At 64.2% G+C, this 26,173-nt stretch carries 21 protein-coding genes; 13 read left to right on the forward strand and 8 right to left on the reverse strand.

The window, feature by feature from the left end:
* Nucleotides 1–11 precede the first annotated feature (11 nt).
* The 12 genes from nusA (at nt 12) to gyrA (ending at nt 15,688) form a co-directional block, all read left to right on the forward strand.
* Complete coding sequence (nusA, locus tag AC1DKY_RS13360; protein WP_441604073.1) at nt 12–1,517, forward strand: transcription termination factor NusA; 1,506 nt, start codon at nt 12–14, stop codon at nt 1,515–1,517.
* Nucleotides 1,518–1,642: 125 nt separating this feature from the next.
* Nucleotides 1,643–4,519, forward strand: coding sequence for a translation initiation factor IF-2 (infB, locus tag AC1DKY_RS13365; RefSeq protein WP_441604074.1), 2,877 nt, complete (start codon nt 1,643–1,645; stop codon nt 4,517–4,519).
* Nucleotides 4,520–4,712: 193 nt separating this feature from the next.
* Nucleotides 4,713–5,108, forward strand: coding sequence for a 30S ribosome-binding factor RbfA (gene rbfA, locus AC1DKY_RS13370; protein WP_441604075.1), 396 nt, complete (start codon nt 4,713–4,715; stop codon nt 5,106–5,108).
* A gap of 129 nt (nt 5,109–5,237) precedes the next feature.
* Nucleotides 5,238–6,170: a tRNA pseudouridine(55) synthase TruB gene (gene truB / locus AC1DKY_RS13375; protein WP_441604076.1), complete on the forward strand. Its 933-nt coding sequence runs from the start codon at nt 5,238–5,240 to the stop codon at nt 6,168–6,170.
* A gap of 145 nt (nt 6,171–6,315) precedes the next feature.
* The gene (rpsO, locus tag AC1DKY_RS13380) at nt 6,316–6,585 is read left to right on the forward strand and encodes a 30S ribosomal protein S15 (RefSeq protein WP_102304155.1); all 270 of its coding nucleotides are present in this window, start codon (nt 6,316–6,318) and stop codon (nt 6,583–6,585) included.
* Nucleotides 6,586–6,668: 83 nt separating this feature from the next.
* Complete coding sequence (gene pnp, locus AC1DKY_RS13385) at nt 6,669–8,774, forward strand: polyribonucleotide nucleotidyltransferase (protein WP_441604077.1); 2,106 nt, start codon at nt 6,669–6,671, stop codon at nt 8,772–8,774.
* 343 nt (nt 8,775–9,117) lie between these two features.
* Nucleotides 9,118–10,179 carry a poly(R)-hydroxyalkanoic acid synthase subunit PhaE gene (locus AC1DKY_RS13390; protein WP_441604078.1) on the forward strand — a complete coding sequence of 354 codons (1,062 nt, stop codon included), beginning with the start codon at nt 9,118–9,120 and terminating at the stop codon, nt 10,177–10,179.
* Between the two features lie 9 nt (nt 10,180–10,188).
* Nucleotides 10,189–11,256, forward strand: a complete 1,068-nt coding sequence (phaC, locus tag AC1DKY_RS13395) for a class III poly(R)-hydroxyalkanoic acid synthase subunit PhaC (RefSeq protein ID WP_441604079.1) — start codon at nt 10,189–10,191, stop codon at nt 11,254–11,256.
* Between the two features lie 31 nt (nt 11,257–11,287).
* Nucleotides 11,288–11,473, forward strand: a complete 186-nt coding sequence (locus AC1DKY_RS13400; RefSeq protein WP_121880953.1) for a PspC domain-containing protein — start codon at nt 11,288–11,290, stop codon at nt 11,471–11,473.
* 61 nt (nt 11,474–11,534) lie between these two features.
* Nucleotides 11,535–12,548, forward strand: a complete 1,014-nt coding sequence (gene mtnA, locus AC1DKY_RS13405) for an S-methyl-5-thioribose-1-phosphate isomerase (protein WP_441604080.1) — start codon at nt 11,535–11,537, stop codon at nt 12,546–12,548.
* Nucleotides 12,545–12,955, forward strand: a complete 411-nt coding sequence (locus AC1DKY_RS13410; protein WP_441604081.1) for a GtrA family protein — start codon at nt 12,545–12,547, stop codon at nt 12,953–12,955. Before mtnA ends, AC1DKY_RS13410 begins: the two co-directional genes overlap by 4 nt.
* Nucleotides 12,956–13,093: 138 nt before the next feature.
* The gene (gene gyrA / locus AC1DKY_RS13415) at nt 13,094–15,688 is read left to right on the forward strand and encodes a DNA gyrase subunit A (RefSeq protein ID WP_441604082.1); all 2,595 of its coding nucleotides are present in this window, start codon (nt 13,094–13,096) and stop codon (nt 15,686–15,688) included.
* Nucleotides 15,689–15,742: 54 nt separating this feature from the next.
* On the opposite strand, the gene AC1DKY_RS13420 is transcribed toward gyrA, so the two are convergent.
* Together AC1DKY_RS13420 and AC1DKY_RS13425 are read right to left on the reverse strand one after the other, a co-directional pair.
* Entirely contained in the window at nt 15,743–16,123 is a 381-nt protein-coding gene (locus AC1DKY_RS13420; RefSeq protein WP_441604083.1) for a DUF427 domain-containing protein, read from the reverse strand.
* 112 nt (nt 16,124–16,235) lie between these two features.
* Nucleotides 16,236–16,715, reverse strand: coding sequence for a peroxiredoxin (locus tag AC1DKY_RS13425; protein ID WP_441604084.1), 480 nt, complete (start codon nt 16,713–16,715; stop codon nt 16,236–16,238).
* A gap of 224 nt (nt 16,716–16,939) precedes the next feature.
* Between AC1DKY_RS13425 and AC1DKY_RS13430 the strand changes: the two genes are divergently transcribed.
* Nucleotides 16,940–17,848 (forward strand): DnaJ C-terminal domain-containing protein, encoded by a 909-nt coding sequence (locus AC1DKY_RS13430; protein ID WP_441604085.1) that lies wholly within the window; start codon nt 16,940–16,942, stop codon nt 17,846–17,848.
* 65 nt (nt 17,849–17,913) lie between these two features.
* On the opposite strand, the gene pilH is transcribed toward AC1DKY_RS13430, so the two are convergent.
* From pilH to AC1DKY_RS13460, 6 genes are all read right to left on the reverse strand, one after another.
* Nucleotides 17,914–18,279 carry a twitching motility response regulator PilH gene (pilH, locus tag AC1DKY_RS13435; protein ID WP_121880941.1) on the reverse strand — a complete coding sequence of 122 codons (366 nt, stop codon included), beginning with the start codon at nt 18,277–18,279 and terminating at the stop codon, nt 17,914–17,916.
* Between the two features lie 72 nt (nt 18,280–18,351).
* Nucleotides 18,352–19,359 (reverse strand): oxidoreductase, encoded by a 1,008-nt coding sequence (locus tag AC1DKY_RS13440; protein ID WP_441604086.1) that lies wholly within the window; start codon nt 19,357–19,359, stop codon nt 18,352–18,354.
* 30 nt (nt 19,360–19,389) lie between these two features.
* Complete coding sequence (locus AC1DKY_RS13445) at nt 19,390–19,986, reverse strand: LOG family protein (protein WP_441604087.1); 597 nt, start codon at nt 19,984–19,986, stop codon at nt 19,390–19,392.
* A gap of 239 nt (nt 19,987–20,225) precedes the next feature.
* Nucleotides 20,226–21,650 carry a dihydrolipoyl dehydrogenase gene (gene lpdA, locus AC1DKY_RS13450; RefSeq protein ID WP_441604088.1) on the reverse strand — a complete coding sequence of 475 codons (1,425 nt, stop codon included), beginning with the start codon at nt 21,648–21,650 and terminating at the stop codon, nt 20,226–20,228.
* A 147-nt stretch (nt 21,651–21,797) separates the two neighbouring features.
* A complete protein-coding gene (gene odhB / locus AC1DKY_RS13455; protein ID WP_441604089.1) occupies nt 21,798–23,000 on the reverse strand; it encodes a 2-oxoglutarate dehydrogenase complex dihydrolipoyllysine-residue succinyltransferase in 1,203 nt (400 codons plus the stop codon).
* Nucleotides 23,001–23,082: 82 nt separating this feature from the next.
* Nucleotides 23,083–25,929, reverse strand: coding sequence for a 2-oxoglutarate dehydrogenase E1 component (locus tag AC1DKY_RS13460; protein WP_441604090.1), 2,847 nt, complete (start codon nt 25,927–25,929; stop codon nt 23,083–23,085).
* Nucleotides 25,930–26,173 lie beyond the last annotated feature (244 nt).

Here is a 26,173-nt window from a genome sequence, read left to right on the forward strand (position 1 = left end):
GAGTTGCTGCAATGAGCAAAGAACTTTTGCTGGTGGTTGACGCGGTTGCCAATGAAAAAGGCGTGCCGCGTGAAGTGATTTTCCAGGCCATGGAAGCGGCTCTCGCGTCCGCCGCCAAGAAGCGCTATCCGGATGAAGATCCGGATGTCCGCGTGGTCATCGATCGCCACTCCGGCGATTACGAAACGTTCCGTCGCTGGGAAATCATCGCCGACGACGGTGAGATGGAATCGCCGTATCACCAGGTGCGCCTGATGGACGCCGTCGACGAGCGCGAAGACGCTGAGGTCGGCGAATACATCGAGCAGCAGGTCGAGAACGCCGAATTCGGCCGCATCGCCGCCCAGGCCGCCAAGCAGGTGATCGTGCAGCGCGTGCGCGAAGCCGAGCGCATGCAGGTGGTCGACGCCTTCCGCGAACGCGTGGGCGAGCTGGTTACCGGCATCGTCAAGCGCGTCGAGCGCGGCAACGTCTATCTGGACCTGGGCAGCAATGCCGAGGCCTTCATCCCGCGCGACCGCACCATTCCGCGCGAATCGGCCCGTGTCGGCGACCGCGTGCGCGGCTACCTCTACGAGGTGCGTTCGGAAGCCCGCGGTCCGCAGCTGTTCGTCTCGCGCGCCGCACCGGAATTCATGATCGAGCTGTTCAAGCTCGAAGTGCCGGAAGTGGGCCAGGGCCTGGTCGAGATCAAGGGCTGCGCCCGCGATCCGGGCGACCGCGCCAAGATCGCCGTGGTTGCGCACGACACCCGCACCGATCCCATCGGCGCCTGCATCGGCATGCGCGGTTCGCGCGTGCAGGCCGTGTCCAACGAGCTCAATGGCGAGCGCGTGGACATCATCCTGTGGCACGAAAACCAGGCCCAGTACGTCATCAACGCCATGGCGCCGGCCGAAGTGCAGTCCATTATCATGGACGAAGAGAAGCACTCGATGGACATCGCCGTCGCCGAGGACAAGCTGTCCCAGGCCATCGGTCGCGGTGGCCAGAACGTGCGCCTCGCCAGCAAGCTCACCGGCTGGCAGCTCAACGTGATGACGCAGGACCAGGTCGCCGCCAAGAGCGAGGCCGAACAGGAAGCCGCACGCCAGCTGTTCATGGAAAAGCTGGAAGTGGACCAGGAGATCGCCAACATCCTCGTGCAGGAAGGCTTCTCCAGCGTCGAAGAAATCGCCTATGTGCCGAGCGCCGAGCTGCTGGCCGTGGAAGGTTTCGACGAAGACATTGTTGAAGAGCTCCGCGCCCGCGCCCGCGACGCGCTGCTCACCGAAGCACTGGCCGTGGAAGAGGGCATCGACGAGCATCAGCCGTCCGATGAACTCCTGCATCTGCCGGGCATGGACGAGGCCACCGCATTTGCGCTGGCTTCGCGTGAAGTGGTCTCGGTGGACGATCTGGCCGACCTCGCGGTTGATGACCTGATCGACATCGATGGCATGGACGAGGAACGCGCTGCGGCGCTGATCATGGCAGCACGTGCGCCGATGATCGCTCGTCTGGAGAAAGGTGGCTAACCGCGGGCGGTAGCGCTCTGGAAGAGCGCACCGAGGAGGGCTGAGATGCCTCCACCATGGATGGGTTGGCTGTGCAGGCGAAGCCGCACGGACGTTAAGCGCGGGAACGGCGGAGAAAGAACACGATGTCGGACGTAACGATCAAACAACTTGCCAAGGTACTTGGCATGCCGGTGGACAGGCTGCTTGGGCAGCTGGGCGAAGCTGGTATGAAATTCTCCGATCCGGAGCAGATCATCAGCAGCACCGAAAAGGTGAAGCTGCTGGGCTTCCTGCGCCGTACCCATGGCAAAACCGAGATCAGTCCCGCGGAAGCGGACGACAGCTCGCCCCGCCAGATCACCCTCAAGCGCCGCAAGGTCAGCGAGCTCAAAGTCGCCACGCCGGGCGGCCGCGGTGCCGCTGCCAGCGCCAAGACGGTGAACGTCGAAGTGCGCGCCAAGCGAACCTACGTCAAGCGCAGCGTCATCGCCGAAGAAGCGGGCAATGACGTCGAGCGCGAAGACGCCGTGCGCAAGCTGCAGGAATCTCAGACGCAGCGCGACCACGAAGAAACCGAGCGCCTGGATGCGGATCGCCGCCGCCAGGAAGAAGCCCAGCAGCGCGCCGACGAAGCTCAGCGCCAGCGCGAGGCTGAAGAAGAACAGCGTCGCCAGCAGGCCGAGGCTGAGGCCGCTGCACGCGCCAGGGAACAGCAGGAGCGCCAGGTGGCCGCCGAAGCTGCCTCTGCCCCCGCACGCAGCGAGCCGACGCCGGTGGTGGCCGAGCCGGTCAGCGCCGAGGCTGCCGACAAGCAGGCCCCGGTCGAACAGTCGGTCCAGCGCATCGATCACAGTGCGCTGGGCATGATCGTGCCGACCATCCACGAGCCGCGTCGTCGCGAGAAGAAGGTCGTGGTTGTGGCCCCCGCGCCCGCGCCGGCCCCTGCGCCCGCCCCGGCTGCAGCAGCGCCCGCCGCAGCTGCAGCCCGCACGCCGGGTGCTCCCAATGCTGCGGCTGGCGCCGCGGCACCGGCCGGCAGCAGCAACAAGACCCGTTATGCCCGCGAGCGCGAGGAAGGCCCTGGTGGCAAGCGCTTTGCGGCAGGCGAGATGCACCTGAGCGACGCCGACCGTGCGCGCCGCTCAAGCAACAACAAGCGTGGCGGCAAGTCCGGCCGTGGCCCGAGCCGCGATACCTCGCGGTATAGCAGCCCGTCCTCCAGCGGCCCGCATGGCTTCACCCGTCCCACCGCTGCGGTGGTGCGTGAGGTCGTGATCGGTGACCACAACGTGGTGGCGGATCTCGCCAACAAGATGGCGGTCAAGGGTTCGGAAGTGGTCAAGGCCCTCTTCAAGATGGGCGTGATGGCCACCATCAACCAGACCATCGACCATGACACCGCGGTGCTGGTGGTCGAAGAGCTGGGCCACACCCCGGTGGCGGCAAGCGAGAACAACGCCGAAGCCGCGCTGGCTGCCCACACGCAGAACGCCGAGCTCGAGGGCGAGAAGAAGCCGCGTCCGCCGGTGGTCACCATCATGGGCCACGTCGACCACGGCAAGACCTCGCTGCTCGATTACATCCGCCGCACCAAGGTGGCCTCGGGCGAAGCCGGTGGCATCACGCAGCATATCGGCGCGTACCACGTGGAAACGCCCAAGGGCGTGATCACCTTCCTCGACACCCCGGGCCACGCGGCGTTTACCTCGATGCGTGCCCGCGGCGCCCAGTCCACCGATATCGTGGTGCTGGTCGTGGCAGCCGATGACGGCGTCATGCCGCAGACGGCCGAAGCCGTGCAGCATGCACGCGCCGCCAAGGTGCCGCTGATCGTGGCGCTCAACAAGATGGACAAGTCCGACGCCAATCCGGACCACGTCAAGCAAGGCCTCGGCAACCTGGAAGTGATTCCGGAAGAATGGGGTGGCGACACGCCGTTCGTGGCCGTCTCGGCCAAGACCGGCATGGGCATCGACGACCTGCTCGACGCCATTTCGGTGCAGGCCGAAGTGATGGAGCTGACCGCTGTGGAAGATGGCCCCGCCTCCGGCGTGGTGATCGAATCCAGCCTGGACCGCGGTCGCGGCCCGGTGGCGACGGTGCTGGTGCAGCAGGGCACGCTCAAGCGCGGCGACTTCGTCGTCTGCGGTATCGAGTACGGCCGCATGCGTGCGCTGATCGACGAAGCCGGCAAGACCGTGCAGGAAGCTGGTCCGTCGATTCCGGTGCAGGTGCTGGGTCTGTCCGGCGTGCCGGAAGCCGGCGACGACTTCGTGGTGGTGGCCGACGAACGCCTGGCTCGTGAAGTGGCCGCCGAGCGTCAGCTCAAGCGTCGCGAAACGCGCATGGTCAGCAAGGCCAACCGCCTTGAAGACATCATGGCGCAGATGGCCCAGGGCGCCGAGCAGCAGACGCTCAACATCCTGGTCAAGGCCGACGTGCAGGGTTCGGTGCAGGCGCTGCGCGAATCGCTCAGCCAGATCGGCAACGAGAACGTGAAGGTCAACGTGATCGCCGCCGGCGTCGGTGGCATCACCGAGTCCGACGCCACGCTCGCCGCCGCCTCCAAGGCGCTGGTGATCGGCTTCAACGTCCGTGCAGATGCTTCGGCCCGCAAGGTGATCGATACCTCGGGCCTGGATGTCCGCTACTTCTCGATCATCTATGACGTGATCGACCAGGTGAAGCAGGCCGCTTCGGGTCTGCTTGGCAAGGAGATTCGCGAAGAGATCATCGGCATCGCGCAGGTGCGTGAAGTGTTCCGCAGCTCCAAGTTTGGTGCAGTGGCCGGTTGCATGGTCATCGAAGGCACGGTCAAGCGCAGCAAGCCGATCCGCGTGCTGCGCGACAACACTGTGGTCTTCCAGGGCGAACTGGAATCGCTGCGTCGCTTCAAGGACCTGGTCGACGAAGTGCGCAACGGCATGGAATGCGGTATCGCCGTGAAGCAGTACAACGACGTCAAGGCCGGTGACCAGATCGAATGCTTCGAGCGTATCGAGGTTGCCCGCACGCTGTAACAGTGGCCGGTCCGCACGTCGGGCCGACCCTCGCAGTGGTGGTATTGAGGCGGGCGGTGTGGATGACCACATCGCTCGCTTTGTTTTTCAGGACACGCCGTGCTGGCGTGCTCTAAATGGATGAGTGCGGCCAGGGACGGCCGCTTTTTGACCTTCGCGTTCACGGATGAACGCAAACACCTAGGAGTGCGTCATGCCCTCACGCGATTTCAAACGTACCGACCGCGTCGGCGCCGAACTGCGCCGCGAACTGGGCCTGCTGGTCCATGCCGCCGTGCGCGACCACGGCCTGCCGTTGATGAGCGTGTCGGACGTGGAAGTCACCCGCGATCTCGACTGGGCCACGGTGTGGATCACGGCCTTGCAGCCGGAGCGTTCCGTTGAAGCCATGAAGGCGCTGAAGGAGCTGGCGGTGGAATTCCGCCGCGAGCTGTCGCGCTCGATGCGCCTGCGTCGCGTGCCTGAGCTGCGTTTCAAGTACGACGATTCGGTCGACAAGGGCGAGCGCATCGAGAGCCTGTTGCGGCAGGAAGCTGCACGCATGCCGGCTGCCGATGAGGAAGGCGAGGGCGAAGGCGAGAAGGGCTGAGCGTCGGCTTCCTATCTCGCCTCGACATTCGTCTCTTCCCCACTTCATTGCGGCCTGCGCCGGAACGACGGTGAGGGTATAGGCGGCGCACATGCCAGATGCAGAACAGGCTCCATGAGTAAAACTTCCATGAAGCGGAAGATTCGATTTCGCGACCTGCACGGCATCGTGCTGTTGGACAAGCCGCTGGAGTTGAGCTCCAACGCGGCCCTGCAGCTGGTCCGCAAAGGTATTTTCCGGGCGGAAAAGGGCGGCCACACCGGCGCGCTCGATCCGCTGGCCACCGGCCTGTTGCCGCTGTGCTTCGGCGAGGCGACCAAGCTGGCCGGCATGCTGCTGGGCTCGCGCAAGGCCTATCTGGCCGAGTGCCGGCTGGGCGCCACCACCTCGACTGCGGATCTTGAAGGCGAGATCGTGCTGGAGCGGCCGGTGCCCGCGCTCACCGACGACGCTATCGAAGCCTCGCTGGCCAAGCTGCGCGGACGTATCACCCAGGTGCCGCCCATCTATTCAGCCATCAAGCTCGACGGCGAGCCGCTGTACGTGAAGGCGCGTCGCGGCGAGGCCGTGGATGTGCCCTCGCGCGAGGTTGAGGTCTACCGGCTGGAGGTGGTGTCGCGTACCCACGACAGCCTCACGCTTTACGTGGAATGCGGCTCGGGGACCTATGTGCGCAGTCTGGCCGTCGACCTGGGCGAGGACCTGGGCTGCGGCGCCCATCTGACGGCGTTGCGCCGGCTGTGGGTCGAACCGTTCCGGGAGCCGGCCATGGTGACGGTGGAGCAGCTGCAGGCGGCGCTGGAGCAGGGGGACGATGCGCTGCTGCCGCTCTTGCTGCCGGTTTCCGCGGCCCTGGCCGATCTGCCCGCCATGCACCTGGACGCCGAGCGCAGCCTGGCTGTCTCACAGGGCCAGCAGATTCCGGTGGATCCGGCCCTGGCCGGTCGGCATGCCGTATTCGCCGACGACGGTCGCCTGCTTGCCCTGAGCGAGGCGGTGGGCGGAAAACTGTGCATCGTGCGGGGTTTTAACCTGCCCGCAGATGGCAAACATAAGCACTGACTATGACGGTCTTGTTGTCATAGGGCTCCGGTCGCTACAATACGGAGCTTGTTCCAGACTTTTCATTCATCTAGGCGAAGCTTGCGCAACGTCACCCACGTGATGTTGCGCAAGCTTCGCACCGCTTTTTTAGGAAGAGATACCAATGTCCCTTACCGCTGAACAGACCGGCAAAATCATCGCTGACTTCGGCCGCGTGCCGAACGATACGGGTTCGCCGGAAGTGCAGGTCGCCCTGCTGTCGGCTCGCATCGACCACCTCACCGGCCACTTCAAAGAGCACAAGCAGGATCACCATTCCCGCCGTGGCCTGCTGAAGCTGGTCAACCAGCGCAAGCGTCTGCTTGCCTACCTGAAGGATCGTGACCTGGCTCGTTACCAGGGCCTCATCGAGCGCCTCGGCCTCCGTCGCTAAGTGTTGGTGTTCGCGTTCATTCGTGATCGCGAAGATCAAAAAGCGGCCAACTCTGGCCGCACTTCCCAATTCAGGAAAAGACAGTGGCGAAAGTAACCAAGTCATTCCAGTTCGGTAATCACGAAGTCACACTGGAGACGGGCGAAATCGCCCGCCAGGCTTCGGGTGCCGTCATGGTCAGCATGGGCGGCACGGTTGTGCTGGTCACCGTGGTGGCCAATGCCAAGGCGAAGGAAGGGCAGGATTTCTTCCCGCTCACCGTCGACTACGTCGAGAAGTTCTACTCCGCGGGCCGTATCCCGGGTGGCTTCTTCAAGCGCGAAGGCCGCCCGACCGAGAAAGAGACGCTGACCTCGCGTCTGATCGATCGTCCGGTGCGCCCGCTGTTCCCGGAAGAGTTCAAGAACGAAGTGCAGGTCATCGCACAGGTCGTTTCGCTGAACCCGGAAGTCGACGGCGACATCCCGGCCATGCTGGGCGCCTCCGCGGCGCTGAGCCTCGCCGGCATCCCGTTCAAGGGTCCGATCGGCGCTGCCCGCGTCGGTTACGCCAACGGCAAGTACCTGCTGAACCCGACCGCCACCGAGCTGAAGACCTCCGAGCTTGACCTGGTCGTCGCCGGTACGGCCAACGCCGTGCTGATGGTGGAATCGGAAGCCAAGCTGCTGTCCGAGGAAGTGATGCTCGGCGCCGTGGTGTTCGGTCACCAGCAGCTGCAGGTGGCCGTCCGCGCCATCGCCGAGCTGGCCACCGAGGCGGCTCGTCCGTCCATGGCATGGTCCGCTCCGGCCCGCAACGAGTCGCTGATCGCCGCCCTCACCGGCGCCGTCGGCAACCAGCTCGAAGCCGCCTTCCAGGTGCGCGACAAGCTGCAGCGCCGCGACGCCATCGCCGCCATCAAGAGCGACGTGCTCGCTTCGCTGGCTGGTGATGTCGAAGCCCAGGGCTGGGACAAGGCCGAGCTGTCGAAGGAGTTCGCCGAGCTCGAGTACCGCACCATGCGCGACGGCGTCCTCAAGACGAAGATCCGCATCGACGGTCGCAACCTGGACGACGTCCGCCCGATCTCCATTCGTGTCGGCGTGCTGCCGCGCACCCATGGTTCGGCACTGTTCACCCGCGGCGAAACCCAGGCGCTGGTCGTGACCACGCTGGGCACCACCCGCGATGCGCAGATCATCGATGCGCCGGAAGGCGAGTCGAAGGATCCGTTCCTGTTCCATTACAACTTCCCGCCGTTCTCGGTCGGTGAAGCCGGTCGCTTCGGCGCGCCGAAGCGTCGCGAAATCGGCCACGGCCGCCTCGCCAAGCGCGGCGTGCAGGCCGTCAAGCCGAGCATCGAAGAGTTCCCGTACGTGGTGCGCGTGGTTTCGGAAATCACCGAATCCAACGGTTCCTCGTCGATGGCTTCGGTGTGCGGTTCGTCGCTGGCCATGATGGACGCGGGCGTTCCGCTGAAGTCGCCGGTCGCCGGTATCGCCATGGGTCTGGTCAAGGAAGGCAGCGACTTCGTCGTGCTGTCGGACATCCTGGGTGACGAAGATCACCTCGGCGACATGGACTTCAAGGTGGCCGGTAGCGCCGATGGCATCTCCGCGCTGCAGATGGACATCAAGATCGACGGCATCACCGAAGAGATCATGAAGGTGGCGCTGGAACAGGCCAAGCGTGGTCGTCTGCACATCCTCGGCGAAATGGCCAAGGTGATCAGCACCGCCCGCACCGAGATGAGCGAGTATGCCCCGCGCCTGCTCACCATCAAGATCCATCCGGACAAGATCCGCGAAGTGATCGGCAAGGGTGGCGCGACCATCCGCTCGATCACCGAAGAGACCGGCACCACCATCGACATCAGCGATGACGGCACCGTGATCATCGCCTCGGTCAACCGCGAAGCCGCCAACGCCGCCAAGGCGCGCATCGAGCAGATCGTCTCCGACGTCGAGCCGGGCCGCATCTACGAAGGCAAGGTTGCCAAGCTGATGGACTTCGGCGCGTTCGTGACCATCATGCCGGGCAAGGACGGCCTGGTGCACGTCTCGCAGATCTCCAGCGAGCGCGTGGAAAAGGTCTCCGACAAGCTCAAGGAAGGCGACATCGTCAAGGTCAAGGTGCTCGAAGTGGACAAGCAGGGCCGTATCCGCCTGTCCATGAAGGCCGTGACCGAGGACGAAGGCACCAACGCCTAAGTCGTCGATCCAAGGTACCAACAGAAGCCCGGCGAAAGCCGGGCTTTTGCTTTAGAGCCTGTTGACGCTCTCCGCATGGCCCGGGCCGGGTCTGTTTGCACACAGGTCGGCGTCATCACTCAGTCGTGTACGGACGTACACTCCTTCGCTCTTCCTTGCCCTGAGCGCAAACAGCTCCCGGCGCGGGCCATGCGGAGAGCGTCAACAGGCTCTTGGGCCCTGCATGACTGCCCGCTGATGGTGCGCTGCGATGCGCTCGAGTTTGGGCCCGAACTAATGCGCTTTTTGCGTCCGTCGCAACAGGCTTTTGCTACGATGGCTTGAGCATGAAGAGGACGTGGGCATGGCCGACCCGGCGAATGACTTTCTGAAGGACTACCAGGCGATGGCGCAGCAATCCTGGGAAGCCTGGACACGCTATCTGCAGCAGCCGACCGCTTCGGCGCCATTCGGTGCAGGAGCCTCGCCGTTCGGATCGATGGGCGCCGGCGACGACTTGATGGCGCGCAGCATGGCCGCGCTCAAGGGTTATGGCGACTGGTTGCAAGGCGCCGCGAGCAGTGGCCTTGGGCAGGGGCCCGCCGATTGGCAGCAGTCCTTGCAGCAGCTCTTTTCTTCGCTGGGCGGTCAGCCGTTTGCGCATGCTTTTGCCAGCATCGACAGCGAGGCCGCCAAGAGCTTCGCGCAGATGTGGCAGGGCTGGATGCAAACCAACCCGCCGAGCTTTGGCGGCATGAAGTTCGACGTCGAGCATATGGCCGCCTTTGGCTACACGCGCGAACGCCAGCGCATGCATCAGGCGCTGGCGACGGCCATGCAGGATTACGCTGAATGGGCCGGCAAGTACCAGGCCCTGATCCAGCGCGCCAATACGGAAGGTTTTGAACGCCTGCAGTCCAAGCTGGCCGGGTTGGCCGAGTCGCCCAAGCAGATCGAATCGCTCAAGGCGCTCTACGATCTGTGGGTGGATGCGGCCGAAGAGGCCTACGCGCAGATCGCGCTGTCGGAAGAATTCCGCCATGCCTATGGCGAGATGGTCAATGCACAGGGCCGCGTGCGCCAGTTGCAGCAACAACAGCTCGATGCCTTGTGCCGCGAGATGGGTATGCCGACGCGCAGCGAGGTCACCGCGCTCGGCAAGCGCCTGCATGAGCTTCGTCGCGAATTGCGTGAAGGCCGTGCACCGCAGCGCGAGGATGAATTGACGAGCCTTCGCGCCGAAGTGGCAGCGCTCAAGCGCCAGCTGGCGACCAAGCAAGAGACCGTCAAGCCGGTCGAGAAGAAGGCGCCGTCGCGCGGCACCAAGCGGGCCACCGAAAGCATCGACGTCAGCGGCTCGAAGAAATCATCTGCCGTGGCCGCCCGCAAGACCGTTGCGCGCGGCGTCAAGCGCACGCGCAAGTAAGGACTATTTATGCAACCACCGCTACGCCTCGATCCGGCCGCGCTGATGGGCGAAATCACCGCTTTCCAGCGCAAGCTGGCTGCGGGCATGGAGCATCTCAAGCGCCAGCTCGAGCCCGAATACGCCAATACGCCGCGCGAGCTGGTGTACCGCGAGGACAAACTCTCGGTGTGGCACATGAAGGGGCAGGGCAAGCCGACGGCGAAGACGCCGACGCTGATCGTCTATGCCCTGGTCAACACCGTGTGGATGACCGACCTGCAGGACGATCGTTCGATGGTGCGCAACCTGCTCGAACAGGGTGAAGACATCTACCTGCTCGACTGGGGCTATCCCGATGCCGCCGACCGCTGGCTGGGACTCGACGACTACATCAACGGATATCTCGACCGTTGCGTGGATGCCGTGAGCAAGCACGCGGGCGTGGACGCGATCAACCTGCTCGGCATCTGCCAGGGCGGCACATTCTCGCTGTGCTACACCGCCACGCACGGCGAGAAGGTCAAGAACCTGATCACCATGGTGACGCCGGTCGATTTCCAGACGCCGGACAATATGCTGTCGAGCTGGTCGCAGCAGATGGACGTCGATTTGTTTGTCGACACCATGGGCAATATTCCCGCCGAACTGCTCAACTGGGTGTATCTCACGTTGAAGCCCGTGCGCTTGAATCAGCAGAAATACGTGGGCCTGGTCGACATCCTCGACAACCCCAAGGAGCTGCAGAATTTCCTGCGCATGGAACGCTGGATCTTCGATTCGCCGGACCAGGCGGGCGAAGCGTTCCGCGAATTCATCAAGGACTTCTATCAGCAGAACAAGCTGATCAAGGGCGACCTGATCATCGGCGGCAAGCCGGTGGACTTGGGCATGATCACGCACCCCGTGCTGAATATTTTCGCCGAGCAGGATCACCTCGTGCCGCCGGATGCATCGCGCGCACTGCAGCAGCATGTGGGCAGCACCGACTACACGCAGATCGCCTTCAAGGGCGGCCATATCGGCATCTATGTGTCGGGACGCGCGCAGCGCGAAGTGCCGCCGGCTATCCATCAGTGGCTCAGTACGAGAAACTGAGTTTCATCCACCGCAACCACAGGGCACAGTCATGGAAAAGCGCCTGCATCGATCACTGACGGACCGCAAAATCGCCGGCGTCTGCGGCGGTATCGCCGAGTACCTCGGCTGGGATCCGACCCTGGTACGCGTGCTGTGGATCGTGCTCACCTTCCTGGGTGGCTCGGGCATCGTGGCTTATCTCATTCTCTGGCTCGTCATGCCCGACGGCCCCTGATCTCCCGGCTGGCGCGCTGACGCGCCGCCGACTTTCGTTTTCATCGCTGGGTTTTTGCTTTATGGATTACGACCGTTACGACCGCATCCGTGCCGTGCAGTGGCAGGGTGACCATCTCCGTTTGCTTGATCAGCGCCTGCTGCCGCAGGAAGAACGCTGGATCGACTGCGCCAACGCCGCCGATGTCACCCAGGCCATCAAGGACCTGGCTGTGCGCGGTGCGCCGGCGATCGGCATCGCGGCGGCGTGGGGTGTGGTGCTGGCGGCCAAGCAGGGTCAACCGCTGGAACCGGCGCTGGCCATGCTGCGCGCAGCCCGTCCCACCGCGGTCAACCTGATGTGGGCGCTGGATCGGATGAAGTCGCGCATCGCCGCGGGCGCCGATGCTGCCGCACTCGAACGCGAAGCCCAGGCCATCCAGGACGAGGACCTCGCCGCCAATCGCCATATGGGCGAACTGGGTGCGGCCTTGATCGCGCCGCATTCGGGCGTGCTCACGCACTGCAATACCGGCTCGCTGGCGACGTCCGGTTTCGGCACGGCGCTGGGCGTCATCCGCGCAGGCGTGGCTGGCGGTCGCATCGAGCAAGTGTTTGCGGGCGAAACGCGACCGTGGCAGCAGGGCGCGCGCCTGACCATGTGGGAGCTGGTGCGCGACGGCATTCCCGCCAAGCTGATCGCCGACTCCGCCGCGTCGCATCTGATGCGTTCGGGTGCGGTGCAATGGGTGATTGTTGGGGCCGATCGCATTGCCGCCAATGGCGACACCGCCAACAAGATCGGCACCTACCAGCTCGCTATCGCGGCACGCCATCACGGCGTGAAGTTCATGGTGGTGGCGCCGTCGTCGACGGTCGATATGGCGACCGCGTCGGGTGACGACATCGAGATCGAACTGCGCGATTCGGCGGAGCTGTTGGCGGTGGCCGGCCGCCGCACGGTGGTGGAAGGCGCCGATGCGTGGAATCCGGTATTCGACGTGACGCCGGCCGAGCTCATCGATGCCATCGTCACCGAGCGCGGCGTGATCGAGCGTCCGACCACCATCGCCATGCAGGCGCTGTTTGGTCGATGAAGCTATCCCGGCAATTCTTCCTTTTCACCATCGGTGGCGTCATCGGCTTCATCGTTGACGCCGGCCTCGCCCAGGCTCTGGTGAGCTGGAATGGCTGGAATCCGTATTACGCGCGTCTGGTCTCCATTCCGTTGGCGGCCACCGCAACGTGGCTGTGGAATCGCCGGCAGACCTTCAAGCACAGCGAAAGCGGGCGCGGGCTGTTCTCCGAATGGCTGCACTGGATGGCCCTGATGGGCGTGGGCGCCCTGGTCAATTACGGCACCTATGCCGCGCTTTTGATGGGCTTTCCGATGCTGCACCGCTGGCCTGCCATCGCCACCGCGGGCGGTTCTTTCGTGGCTGCCGTGTTCAATTTTTCGACAGCGCGCCTGATGCTTTTCAAGGGCGCCAAAACGTCCGCGTAAGCCATTGATCCATATAGTGAAAATACTGTGAATCCCGCGTCAAACGTGGTACACTTCACGGGTTATCTCAAGGCAGCCCGCGCCTAGTTCCTGGGGGAGCGCGCCGGGGCCCTCTACCTTCATCATGGAAGCCGATTGATGGCAGAACTCGCCAAAGAAGTCATTCGCGTCAATATCGAAGACGAGATGCGTCAGAGCTACCTCGATTACGCCATGAGCGTGATCGTGGGACGCGCCCTTCCCGATGTCCGCGATGGTCTGAAGCCGGTCCATCGCCGCGTTCTGTTCGCCATGAACGAACTGGGCAATGCATGGAACAAGCCCTATAAGAAATCGGCCCGCGTGGTCGGTGACGTGATCGGTAAATACCATCCGCATGGCGACTCGTCGGTGTACGACGCGATCGTGCGCATGGCCCAGCCGTTTTCGCTGCGCTACATGCTGGTCGACGGCCAGGGTAACTTCGGTTCGGTCGACGGCGACAACGCGGCAGCGATGCGATACACCGAGGTGCGCATGTCGCGCCTCACGCAGGAGCTGCTCGCCGACATCGACAAGGACACTGTCGACTTCGGTCCCAACTACGACGAAAGCGAACACGAACCGCTGGTGTTGCCCACCCGCGTGCCGAACCTGCTGATCAACGGCTCGGCCGGTATCGCCGTGGGCATGGCCACCAACGTGCCGCCGCACAACCTCACCGAGGTGGTGTCGGCCACCATCGCGCTGATCGACGAGCCCACGCTGTCGATCGACGATTTGATGCATTACATCCCCGGTCCGGATTTCCCGACCGCCGGCATCATCAACGGTTCGTCGGGCATCGTCGAGGCGTACCGCACCGGTCGCGGCCGCATCCTGGTGCGCGCACGCGCCGAGATCGAAACCGAGTCGAACGGCCGCGAAACGATCATCATCCACGAGCTGCCGTATCAGGTGAACAAGGCTCGCCTGATCGAAAAGATCGCCGAGCTGGTCAAGGAAAAGAAGCTCGAAGGCATCAGCGAACTGCGCGATGAGTCCGACAAGGACGGCATGCGCGTGGTCATCGAGATCCGTCGCGATTCGATGGGCGACGTGGTGCTCAACAACTTGTTCCAGCAGACGCAGCTGCAGGTTACGTTCGGCATCAACATGGTCGCGCTTCTGGACGGCCAACCGCGCCTGTTGAACCTCAAGGACATTCTCGAGGCCTTCATTCGCCACCGCCGTGAAGTGGTGACGCGTCGTACCATCTTCGATCTGCGCAAGGCTCGCGCCCGTGCGCACATCCTCGAAGGCCTGACGGTTGCGCTGGCCAATATCGACGAGATGATCGAGTTGATCCGCACATCCGCCTCGCCGGCCGAAGCGCGCGAGCGCATGCTGGCGCGCAAGTGGCAGCCGGGCATGGTCGCCACGCTTCTGGAAGCGGCCGGTGCTGAAGCCTCGCGTCCGGAGGACATGGATCCGCGCGAAGGTCTCAAGGCCGAGGGTTATCAGCTGTCCGAAGTGCAGGCGCAGGAAATCCTCGCCATGCGCCTGCATCGCCTCACCGGCCTGGAGCAGGAAAAGCTGTCCGACGAGTACCGCCAGGTGCTGGAGACCATTCGTGGTCTGATCGAAATCCTGGAAGACCCGGCGCGTCTGCTCACCGTGATCCGCGATGAACTTGAAGCAGTGAAGGAAGAGTTCGGCGACAAGCGTCGCACCGAGATCCAGCATTCGCAGGAAGACCTCAACGTCCTCGACCTGATCGCGCCGGAAGACGTGGTGGTCACGCTGTCGCACACCGGTTACGTGAAGCGCCAGCCGGCCAGCACGTATCGCGCGCAGCGCCGTGGCGGCAAGGGTCGTTCGGCCTCTGCGCTGAAGGACGAGGATTTCGTCGAGCAGCTGTGGGTGGTCAACACCCATGACACGCTGCTCACCTTCACCAGCAGCGGTCGCGTCTACTGGCTCAATGTGTATCAGCTGCCGGAGTCCGGCCCGAACGCGCGCGGCAAGCCGATGGTGAACCTGCTGCCGCTGGGTCCGGGCGAGAAGGTGCAGGCGGTGCTGCCGGTGCGTGAATACACCGAAGACCAGTTCGTGTTCTTCGCCACTAAGCAGGGCACGGTGAAGAAGACGCCGCTGACCGAGTTCGCGTTCCAACTGCAGAAGGGCAAGATCGCCATCAACCTCGACGAGAGCGATGCGCTGGTCAACGTCGCGCTCACCGGCGGCAACAGCGATGTGCTGCTGTTTGCGTCGAACGGCAAGACGGTACGCTTCGATGAATCCGAAGTGCGCTCGATGGGCCGGACGGCCACCGGCGTGCGTGGCATCAAGCTTGGCGAAGGCGCCGAAGTGGTCTCGCTGATCGTTGCCGCCGAGGGCGATATCCTCACCGCGACCGAGCGTGGCTACGGCAAGCGCACCACGCTTGACGAGTTCCCGAAGAAGGGCCGCGGCACCCAGGGCGTCATCGGCATCCAGTGCTCCGAGCGCAACGGCAATCTGGTCGCTGCCATCCAGGCCAGCGAAGCGCACGAGCTGATGCTGATTTCCGACCAGGGCACGCTGGTGCGTACCCGCGTGGCGGAAGTCTCGCAGCTGGGTCGCAACACCCAGGGCGTCACGCTGATCCGCCTGCCGTCCGACGAGAAGCTGGTGAGCGTCGTGCGTCTCGATGCGGAAGTGGAAAACGGCGAAGTCGAGGGCGAAGAAGGCCCGATCGATGCCGCTCCGGAAGCACCTGCCGACGGCGAGTGAGCCTTGCTCGCTTGGTGAAAAAAACCCGGCTACGGCCGGGTTTTTTTTGCCTGGTTAGCCCGGCGTCACTTCGACCGCATCCACACGCGTGCCGTAGAACGCCACGTAATCCTTGATCGGCGTCACCGAGTCATACGGATGTTCATACGTCCAAACCGCGTTCGTGCCGCGGTCGCCTGCGGAGGGAATGCTGAAGTAGGAAGCGTCGCCCTTGTACGGGCAATAGGTGTTGTGTTCCGTGCGTTCGAGCAGGGACATGTCCACATCCTCGCGCGGGATGTAGTGCACTACAGGATAGTTCGCTTCCTGCAGGCTCAGCGAACGTCGCGTATCGGCAACGACGCGATCTGCCACGCGCACGACGACGTGGTCTTTGCTCGGCGTCACCTCGATCGGATGATCGGGTCCGGGAATGCGCTGAACTCGGCTGGACATGGCGTGGCTCCGCTTTGATGGGAACTGAAGGGTCCAACGTTACTCGCCGTCACGACAAGAAACAGTGCAGCGGATGTTCAACGCCTGGGACGCCGCACCAGCGGCGCCGTTATCAGCCCAGCGCTTCCAACATGGCTTCCGCGGTGGAAACGCGGAATTCACCGGGCGCTTCGACCTGCAGCTGCTTCACCACGCCGTTCTCGGCATACAGTGCGAAACGTCGCGCGCGCAGGCCCATGCCGTAACCGCTGCCATCGAGTTCGAGCCCGAGCGCCTTGGTAAACGCACCGTTGCCGTCTGCGAGCATCCACATGCCTGCCGGCACGTTCTGCGAGGCGGCCCAGGCTTGCATCACGTAGGCGTCATTCACGGCCAGGCACATCACTTCCACGCCGCGCTGCTGGAACTCGGCGAAATGCTTCACATAGCCTGGCAGATGCTTGTTGGAGCAGGTGGGCGTGAAGGCGCCCGGTACGGCAAACAGCACGACCTTCCGGTCCGCGAACAAGGCGCCTGTCTGGGCGGGTTCGATGCCATCGTGGACGACGCGGATCTCGACGTCGGGCAGGGTGTCGCCGACCTGGATGCTCATGGCAGAGTGCCTGTGATGATGGGGAAGGAGGCGATGCTAGCGCCATGGGGCCGGCTTGTCGCCTTGAATCACGCCGTTTTCGCACCCATGTGGTCGACCATAGCGACGCAGGCGGGGCCTCGCCATGCGTGACCCATGCGAGCCGGGCGAAGGGTGCCGGCCGATGGGTGCAGATCGAGCGTTCCGCCCGTGAGTCTGGGCGGCTGAATTGCCGGGGAGTGGCAGTGGAATTCAAAGATTATTACGACATCTTGGGCGTGAAGCCGGAAGCGACCGAGGCAGAGATCAAGACTGCCTATCGCAAGCTGGCCAGGAAGTTTCACCCCGACAAGAACAAAGACGCGGGAGCGGAAGAGAAATTCAAGGCAATCAACGAAGCCAACGAAGTGCTGCGCGACACGGAAAAACGTCGTGCCTACGATGAGCTGCGCGCTGGCGGCTACCGCGGCGGCGAACAGTTCCGGCCGCCGCCGGGCTGGAACCAGAACCACGGCTTCGATTTCGGCGGCGACGGCGGCGGCGACTTCAGCGACTTTTTCGAAAGCCTGTTTGGCGGACGCGGCGGAGCTGGCCCCGGTCCGCGCGGCGCGCCACGCGCGCGTCGTGGCGGCGATGTGCATGCGCATGTGCAGATCGATCTGCAGACCGCTTTTGACGGCGGTCGCACGCGCCTGGCGCTGCAGGATGGCAGCGGTGGCGAGCGCGTATTGGAAGTAAAGATTCCAGCAGGCATCCAACCAGGTCAGGTGATACGTTTGGCTGGGCAGGGCCATAGTGGTTCGGGTGGCGCATCCAACGGCGACCTGCTGCTGGAAGTGGGCATACGCGACGATGGCCGCTTCCGTCTGGACGGCCGAAACGTGCTGCACGTGCTGCCGATTGCGCCTTGGGAAGCCGCGTTGGGCGCCACGGTGCCGGTGCCGACGCTGGCCGGCACGGTGGATCTGCGCATTCCGGCAGGCTCGCAATCGGGTCGCAAATTGCGCCTGAAAGGGCGCGGCCTTCCCGGCGCGCACCCCGGCGATCAGCTGGTGGAGTTGTCGATACGTGCACCGCTGGCGGACACTGATGCGCAGAAGAAGGCGTACGAAGCCTTGCGTGAGGAGTTTGGCGATTACGATCCGCGGCATTGAGCCCCAGCGATCCAACGAAAAACGGCGCCCGAGGGCGCCGTTTTTCATGAAGCCAGCCGCGTCGCTTACGCCGGCAGCAGTTCCTTCAGCGTGCTCACCAGCTCTTCCTCACGGATCGGCTTGGTCACATAGGCCTTCGCACCCTGGCGCAGACCCCACACCTTGTCCGTTTCCTGATCCTTGGTGGTCACCAGCACGACCGGGATGTGCTGGGTGTCCGGATCCTTGCTGATGGTGCGCGTGGCCTGGAAGCCGTTGAGGTTGGGCATCACCACGTCCATCAGGATCAGGTCGGGGCGCTCGCGCCGGGCAGCCTCCACACCGGCGGCGCCGTCCTCGGCGGTCAGCGCTTCATGCCCGAGCTTTTCGACGATGCGCTTGATGCCCAACAGCTGCGACGGCGAATCGTCGACGATCAGGATGCGTGCCATAAGGTGGAATTCCCCTTGTTGTTTCGTTGGATTCTATGACGCTGAGGCAGAGCTTCCAAGCTGAGCGTAAGCTCAGCTTGCGCTACCTACGCGTACTACGGTACGCCCAAACGAATCGCCCGCAAGCATGCGGGGAAATGCGTCGGGCAACTGCTCCAAAGTGACTTCGCGCGTGGCGATGCGCTCAAGATGTTGCGGTTTCCAGTCGCTGGACAGCCGTTCCCAGACGCGGTCGCGCAGGTCGCGCGCCGTGCCGGCGGAGGCAATGCCCAGCAGGCTGGCGCCACGGATGATGAAGGGCATTACCGTGCTTTCGAAGCCGATGCCGCCGGCATTGCCGCAAATGGCGACGTTGCCGTAGGGCGCGATCAACGGCAGCAGGCCGGCCAGCATGGCGCCGCCGACGTTGTCGAGCGCGCCACCGAAGCGCGCCGAATCCATCGGCTTGCCGCTGAAAACGAGCTGGTGGCGATCGATGCACTCGGCCGCGCCGAGGTCGCGCAGGAAGTCGAAATGGGACGCCTTGCCGCTGATCGCATGCACAGCGTAGCCGGCGCGCGTGAAGATATCGATGGCCAGCATGCCCACGCCGCCGCTGGCGCCGGTGACGGCGAGCGGGCCCAACGCAGGCGTCTGGCGGTTGTCTTCCATGCGCAGCAGGGCAAGCGCGGCGGTAAAGCCGGCCGTACCGATGATCATGCTGTCGCGCAGGCTCAAACCCTTGGGCAGGTGGATGGTCCACGCCGAGGGCAGGCGGATGTATTCGCCATAACCGCCATCGCGCGTTTCGGACAGGCCACTGCCGGTGCAAAGCACGGCATCGCCTTCCTTGAAGGCCGGGTCGGTCGAGGCGACGACGGTGCCCGACACGTCGATGCCGCCATTGAGCGGGTACTGGCGGAGGATTTTGCCCTTGCCGGTGCCGGCCAAGGCGTCCTTGAAATTGATCGACGAATAAGCGACCTGCACCAGCACTTCGCCGGGGCTCAGCGCATCGGCGGCGAGGGTTTCGATGCCGCCGCGATAGCCGGCGTCATCGTTATGGATACGGAAGGCGCGAAAGGCGCTGGGTGTACTCATGGCCAATCCTTAAAAGGCGTCGTGCCGGGGTCAGGCTTTGACGCTGCTGCGGTCGATCCATTTGGGCGTGTGGACGCCCTCGTAGCTGTCCAGCCAGTCGAACAGCTGCGCCATGTCCTGTCCGAACCATACACTTTCGCGCTGCTCGGGGCGCACGAATCGTTCGGTCACCATGTGATCCATCATGGCGCGCAGCTGTGTGTAGTAGCCGCGTACGTCGTAGAAGGCGCAGGGATAGCGGTGCAGGCCCAGCTGGGCCCAGGTCAGCATTTCGAACATCTCGTCCATGGTGCCGTAGCCGCCGGGCAGGGCGACAAAGGCATCGGACAACTCGAACATGCGCGTCTTGCGCTGATGCATGGTGTCTACGACTACCAGCTCGCTGAGGCCGACGTGGGCCACTTCCAGATCGACCAGCTGGCGCGGAATGACGCCGATTACCTTGCCGTCGGCGGCCAGTACCGCGTCGGCCACGGTGCCCATCAGGCCGACTTTGCCGCCGCCATAGACCAGCGCGATGCCGCGGCGGGCCATTTCCGTACCGAAGGCACGGGCCTGTTCGACGTATTCAGGGTGACTGCCGCTGCTGGAGCCGCAGTAGACGCAAAGGGCGGTGGGTTGGGGCATGGGGATCGACGAACCTGTGGGAATAAATTCGTCATTCCGGCGCAGGCCGGAATCCAGTGGCGGCAATGTTGGGTTGTCGCGTAGCCGTTGGTCGGCCCTTTTTCGCGATAACCGTGCGTTGCGGCTCCTGGATTCCGGCCTGCGCCGGAATGACGGAAAAAACAAAACGGCCCGCTCATGTTGCCACGAGCGGGCCGCGGATTCCGTGTCGCCTGCCGTGAAGGCGCGGCGCGGTGTCCTCAGTTGCCCTTGTGGATGGCGCGCTTGTCGACCGACAGGGCGGCCTCGTGCACGGCTTCCGAGAGCGTCGGATGCGCGTGGACGATGCGGGCCAGGTCTTCGGAGGAGCCCTTGAACTCCATCGCGACCACGCACTCGGCGATCAGCTCGGACACGCCCGGGCCGACCATGTGCACGCCCAGGATGCGATCCGTCTCGGCATGAGCCAGCATCTTCACCTGGCCGATGGCCTCGTTCATGGCCACGGCGCGGCCGATGGCGGCGAACGGGAAGGTACCCACCTTGTACGGGATGCCTTCGTCCTTCAGCTGCTTCTCGGTCTTGCCGGCCCAGGCGATTTCCGGCTCGGTATAGATCACCCACGGCACGGTGTCGAGGTTGATGTGGCCAGCCTTGCCGGCGATCCACTCGGCCACGGCCACGCCTTCCTCGGAACCCTTGTGCGCGAGCATCGGGCCGCGCACGGCGTCGCCGATGGCCCACACGCCGTTCACGCCGGTGTGGTTGTGCTCGTCGACCACGATGCGGCCGCGCTCGTCCAGCTTCACGCCCGTGTCGGCGGCCAGCAGGCCGTCGGTGTAGGCGCGGCGGCCCACGGCGACCAGCAGCTTGTCGACGGTGAGCTCGTGCGCGCCGTCCTTGTCTTCATAGGTCAGGGCGACTTCGTTGCCCTTGATCTCGGCCTTGGTGAGCTTGGCGCCGAGCTTGATGTTCAGGCCCAGCTTGCCGAATTCCTTGAAGGCGATCTTGGCGATGTCCGCGTCGGCCACGCTGAGGAAGTCCGGCAGCGCTTCGAGCACGGTCACGTCCGAACCCAGGCGCTTCCACACGCTGCCCAGTTCCAGGCCGATCACGCCGGCGCCGATCACGCCCAGGCGCTTGGGCACTTCGGTGAAATCCAGTGCGCCGGCGTTGTCGACGATGAACTTGTTGTCGAACTTGGCGAACGGCAGCTCGATCGGCACGGAGCCCGAAGCGAGGATCACGTTGGTGGCGCTGATGGTCTGCTTGGAACCGTCGTTGCCGGTGATTTCGACGTCGTTGCCCTTGAGCAGCTTGCCGGTGCCGAAGAACGGCGTGACCTTGTTGGCCTTGAACAGCTGGCCGATGCCGCCGGTGAACTGCTTGACGATCTTGTCCTTGCGGCCGATGAAGGTGCCCAGGTCAACCTTGGCGCCTTCCACCGTGATGCCGTGCACCGGCAGGTTGTGCGCGATGTTGTAGTACTGCTTGGACGAATCGAGCAGCGCCTTGGACGGGATGCAGCCCACGTTGAGGCAGGTGCCGCCGAGAGCCTGCTTGCCGTCCTTGCCGACAAACGCGTCGATACACGCGGTCTTCAGGCCCAGCTGCGCGGCGCGGATCGCGGCCACATAGCCGGCCGGGCCGGCGCCGATGACGATGACGTCGAATTTTTCGCTCATGATGTTTCCTAGCTGTGTGACGGGCCGGGGAGCTCGTCACTTATGAAGCGGGAGATATGTGCGGCGAGCGTGGATTCAATGCCAACGCTCGCCGCCAGAGCTTCGTTACCTGGTTGCACGGATCGCCGAGACGATCCGTACGCGCGATCAGATACCGAGCAGCATGCGCTGCGGATTCTCGAGCTGGTTCTTGATATCGACCAGGAACAGCACCGCGTCCTTGCCATCGATGATGCGATGGTCGTAGGACAGCGCCAGGTACATCATCGGGGCGGCGATCACCTGGCCGTTCTCGACGATGGCGCGCTCCTTGATGGCGTGCATGCCCAGGATGGCGCTCTGCGGCGGGTTCACGATCGGGGTCGACAGCAGCGAACCGAAGGTGCCGCCGTTGGTGATGGTGAAGGTGCCGCCCTGCAGGTCGTCCAGGCCCAGCTTGCCGTCACGCGCCTTCTTGGCGTAATCGACGATGCCGCGCTCGACGTCGGCGAAGTTCATGTCCTGCACGTCGCGCAGCACCGGCGTCACCAGGCCCTTGTCGGTGGACACGGCGATGGAGATGTCCTGGTAGCCGTGATAGACGATGTCGTTGCCGTCGACCGAGGCGTTGACCAGCGGATGGCGCTTCAGCGCTTCGGCAGCGGCCTTGACGAAGAAGCTCATGAAGCCGAGCTTGACGCCGTTGGCCTTCTCGAACGACTCGCCCAGCGCCTTGCGCATCTTCACCACCTCGGCCAGGTTCACTTCGTTGAACGAGGTGAGCATGGCGATGGAGTTCTTCGACTGCATCAGACGCTCGGCGATGCGTGCGCGCATGCGGGTCATCGGCACGCGCTCTTCCGGACGCGAGCCCGGGGTCGGCTTGGCAGCCGGCGCAGCGGCGGCCGGAGCGGCGCCACCCTTGCCGACGTTGAGCAGGTCTTCCTTGGTCACGCGGCCGTCGCGGCCGGTGCCGGCAACCTTCGATGCATCGATGTTCTGCTCGGTGGCTACGCGCAGGCCGGCCGGCGACAGGTCGGCATTGCCGGCAGCGCCAGCCTTCGGCGCGGCGGGTGCAGCAGCCGGGGCAGCGGCAGGGGCGGCAGCGGCCGGAGCCGGTGCAGCAGCGGCGGCGCCTTCCTCGATCACCGCGATCACCTGCTGGCTGTTCACGGTGTCGCCGGACTGGAACTTGATTTCCTTGAGCACGCCGTCGACCGGCGAGGGCACTTCGAGCACCACCTTGTCGGTCTCGAGGTCGACCAGGTTTTCGTCACGCTTCACCGCTTCGCCGGCCTTCTTGTGCCAGGTAGCGATGGTGGCGTCGGAGACGGACTCGGGCAGGACGGGAACTTTGACTTCGATAGACATGTGGATTCCTTGGATAAGTGCGCTCATCCCTGAACGCTAAAAAGTGGAAAAGCGGCCATCCATGGCCGCACTTTTCAGGATTTTATTCTGCGGAATGGTCGGTGCCGACCGGCGTAACCAGCGCCTGCTCAACCAGCGCCGCCTGTTCGACGACGTGCGTGCTGAGATGGCCGGCAGCCGGTGCCGGCGAGCGCGCGCGACCCGCGTACGAGAGGCTCTGCTTGCTGTTGATGCAGGCCTGCAGGTGATGGCGGATCTGGAACCAGGCGCCCTGGTTCATCGGCTCTTCCTGGCACCACACCACTTCCTTGGCGGCGGCGTACTTCTCGAGCTCGGCAGTGACTTGCGGACGCGGGAACGGATACAGCTGCTCCACGCGGACGATGGCCACGTCGGTCTGGCCGCGCTTTTCGGCGTCTTCCAGCAGGTCGTAGTAGACCTTGCCCGAGCACAGCACGACGCGCTTGACCTTCTTGGCGGCCAGCTCGCGATGCTCCGGGATCACCAGCTGGAAGCTGCCGTTGGCCAGCTCGTCCAGCGAGGACACGGCCAGCTTGTGGCGCAGCAGCGACTTGGGCGTCATCACGATCAGCGGCTTGCGCGTCGGGCGCACCATCTGGCGGCGGATCATGTGGAACGCCTGGGCCGGCGTGGTGGGCACGCAGACCTGCATGTTGTCCAGCGCGCACAGCTGCAGGAAGCGCTCGAGGCGGGCGGAGGAGTGCTCCGGGCCCTGGCCTTCGTAGCCGTGCGGCAGGAACAGCGACAGACCGCACAGGCGGTTCCACTTCGATTCGCCCGAGCTGATGAACTGGTCGATGACGACCTGGGCACCGTTGGCGAAGTCGCCGAACTGGCCTTCCCAGATGTGCATGGTGTACGGGTCGGCGGTGGCGCTGCCGTACTCGAACGCCATGACCGCTTCTTCGCTCAGCAGCGAGTCGATGATCTCGACGTCGGCGCCGCTGCGCACATCAGCCAGCGGCATATAGGTGTAGCCGGTCTGCTGGTCATGCAGCACGGCATGGCGATGGAAGAAGGTGCCGCGGCCGACGTCCTGGCCCACGATGCGCAGGTTGTAGTTTTCGTCGATGAGCGAGGCGTAGGCCAGGTTTTCGGCAAAGCCCCAGTCGCCTGGCTGCTCGCCGGCGGCCATCTTGGCGCGGTCTTCGTAGATCTTGGCCACGCGCGACTGCAGGGTCAGATCCTTGGGCATCTTGAGGATCTGGTTGGCCAGCTCCACCAGGCGCTGCTTGGAGTAACCCGTCGGGGTCTCGGTGGACAGCTTGCCGCCGATGAACCGGTCCCAGTCGACTTCGATGTCCTTCACCAGCGAGCTGGTCAGCTCGGTCATCGGCTCGCCGGCCTCGAGGCGGGCGCGGTAGTCCTCGAACATCTTCTGGCCGTCGCCTTCGGCGATCACGCCTTGCTTCACCAACTCCTGCGCATACAGGTCGCGGGTGGTCGGGCGCTTGCGGATGATCTGGTACATCACCGGCTGGGTGGCTGCCGGCTCGTCGGCTTCGTTATGGCCGTGGCGGCGGTAGCACACCAGGTCGAGCACGGCGTCCTTGCGGAACTGCTTGCGGAAATCGTAGGCGAGGCGGGTGGCCTGGATCACCGCTTCCGGGTCGTCCCCGTTCACGTGGAACACCGGCGCGTTGACCATCTTGGCCAGGTCGGTGCAGTACAGCGTGGAGCGGGCGTCCTGCGGGTTGGAGGTGGTGAAGCCCACCTGGTTGTTGATCACGATGTGCAGGCTGCCGCCGATCTTGAAGCCGCGGGCCTGGGACATGTTGAACAATTCCATGTTCACGCCCTGGCCGGCCAGCGCTGCGTCGCCGTGCACCAGCACGGCCATCGACTGCTTTCGCTCGGTGTCGCGGCGGCGGACCTGGCGCGCATGCACCGAGCCAGCCACCACCGGGTTGACGATTTCCAGGTGCGACGGATTGAACGCCAGCGCCACGTGGGTGCCGCCGTTGGGCGTCTTGACGTCGGCGGAGAAGCCCATGTGGTACTTCACGTCGCCCGAGTGCGCCGGATCATCCGGGTGGTCGAACTTGCCTTCGAACTCGTTGAACAGCGTGCGCGGCGGCTTGCCGAGGATGTTCACCAGCATGTTGAGGCGGCCGCGGTGGGCCATGCCGATCACGACTTCCTTGATGCCGTTGTCGCCGGCGGCGCGGACGATGTCGTCCACCATCGGGATGAAGCTGTCGCCGCCTTCCAGCGAGAAACGCTTCTGGCCCACGTACTTGGTGTGCAGGTAGCGCTCGAGGCCTTCGGCAGCGGTCAGCTCGGCGAGCACGCGCTTCTTGCCCGCGGCGTCGAGGCCGGCGGTGCCGTTGGCCTGCTCCAGGCGGGTGTAGATCCAGTTGCGCTGCTCATGATTGCTGATGTGCATGAACTCGACGCCGAGGGTGTTGGTGTACACCTTCTTCAGTCGGGCAATCAGCTCGCGCAACTTCATGCGCTGGCCACCGCCGGCAAAGTTGCCGCAGTCGAACTCGGTGTCCAGGTCGGCATCGGACAGACCGTGGAACGAGGGTTCCAGATCCGGAGCCGGCAGCTTCTCGGCCAGGCCGAGCGGGTCGAGGTTCGAGGCCAGGTGGCCGCGCGAACGGTAGGCGGTGAGGATGCGCAGGACGCCGGCCTGCTTGCGGGCGTGGGCGTCGTCGACCGGAGCGCCGGCGACGGCAACCCCGTTTCGGCGCTGCTTTTGTGCGGCCTCTATACGCGCAATGGCCGCAGAGTGGGGAACGTCCCCTGACTCGCGGCCTTTGAAAGTCTCGAAGTATTTGCTCCAGGTAGCTTCGACCGACGAAGGGTCTGCCAACCACGATTCATAGAGCTGTTCAACGTAATCGGCGTTACCGCCGGCGAGTTGGGAGGATTCGAAAAACTCGCGGATCAGATTAGTGCTCACGTCACCACCGGTGAGGAAGGGAAGCAGCAGCCGTTCCGACCGGGGTTGGCCGGATGGCTGGGAAAAATCCCGTTAATTATAGCCTTGGGGTGCTGCGACGCGGCAACCCAGGTTGCACCTCTAAGTGGGGTCGATGATCGATATTTCGAGTTATCGGGTACCGACGATCGTCGTAGAGCGCGGATTTGCATCGTTGAAAGCGCGTTTGGCGCCGATGTCACCGCCCGGCGCGACGGGAGGCTTC

This window comes from Dyella sp. 01N448, from assembly GCF_056399225.1.

Coding starts and splice junctions, on each gene's coding strand:
- AC1DKY_RS13440 (WP_441604086.1), bottom strand. CDS start 19,359: ATGAGTACACCCAGCGCCTTTCGCGCCTTCCGTATCCATAACGATGAC.
- lpdA (WP_441604088.1), bottom strand. CDS start 21,650: ATGAGCGAAAAATTCGACGTCATCGTCATCGGCGCCGGCCCGGCCGGC.
- nusA (WP_441604073.1), top strand. CDS start 12: ATGAGCAAAGAACTTTTGCTGGTGGTTGACGCGGTTGCCAATGAAAAA.
- AC1DKY_RS13420 (WP_441604083.1), bottom strand. CDS start 16,123: ATGTCCAGCCGAGTTCAGCGCATTCCCGGACCCGATCATCCGATCGAG.
- rbfA (WP_441604075.1), top strand. CDS start 4,713: ATGCCCTCACGCGATTTCAAACGTACCGACCGCGTCGGCGCCGAACTG.
- rpsO (WP_102304155.1), top strand. CDS start 6,316: ATGTCCCTTACCGCTGAACAGACCGGCAAAATCATCGCTGACTTCGGC.
- odhB (WP_441604089.1), bottom strand. CDS start 23,000: ATGTCTATCGAAGTCAAAGTTCCCGTCCTGCCCGAGTCCGTCTCCGAC.
- AC1DKY_RS13445 (WP_441604087.1), bottom strand. CDS start 19,986: ATGCCCCAACCCACCGCCCTTTGCGTCTACTGCGGCTCCAGCAGCGGC.
- AC1DKY_RS13400 (WP_121880953.1), top strand. CDS start 11,288: ATGGAAAAGCGCCTGCATCGATCACTGACGGACCGCAAAATCGCCGGC.
- infB (WP_441604074.1), top strand. CDS start 1,643: ATGTCGGACGTAACGATCAAACAACTTGCCAAGGTACTTGGCATGCCG.
- AC1DKY_RS13425 (WP_441604084.1), bottom strand. CDS start 16,715: ATGAGCATCCAGGTCGGCGACACCCTGCCCGACGTCGAGATCCGCGTC.
- pilH (WP_121880941.1), bottom strand. CDS start 18,279: ATGGCACGCATCCTGATCGTCGACGATTCGCCGTCGCAGCTGTTGGGC.
- AC1DKY_RS13410 (WP_441604081.1), top strand. CDS start 12,545: ATGAAGCTATCCCGGCAATTCTTCCTTTTCACCATCGGTGGCGTCATC.
- phaC (WP_441604079.1), top strand. CDS start 10,189: ATGCAACCACCGCTACGCCTCGATCCGGCCGCGCTGATGGGCGAAATC.
- mtnA (WP_441604080.1), top strand. CDS start 11,535: ATGGATTACGACCGTTACGACCGCATCCGTGCCGTGCAGTGGCAGGGT.
- truB (WP_441604076.1), top strand. CDS start 5,238: ATGAAGCGGAAGATTCGATTTCGCGACCTGCACGGCATCGTGCTGTTG.
- AC1DKY_RS13390 (WP_441604078.1), top strand. CDS start 9,118: ATGGCCGACCCGGCGAATGACTTTCTGAAGGACTACCAGGCGATGGCG.
- gyrA (WP_441604082.1), top strand. CDS start 13,094: ATGGCAGAACTCGCCAAAGAAGTCATTCGCGTCAATATCGAAGACGAG.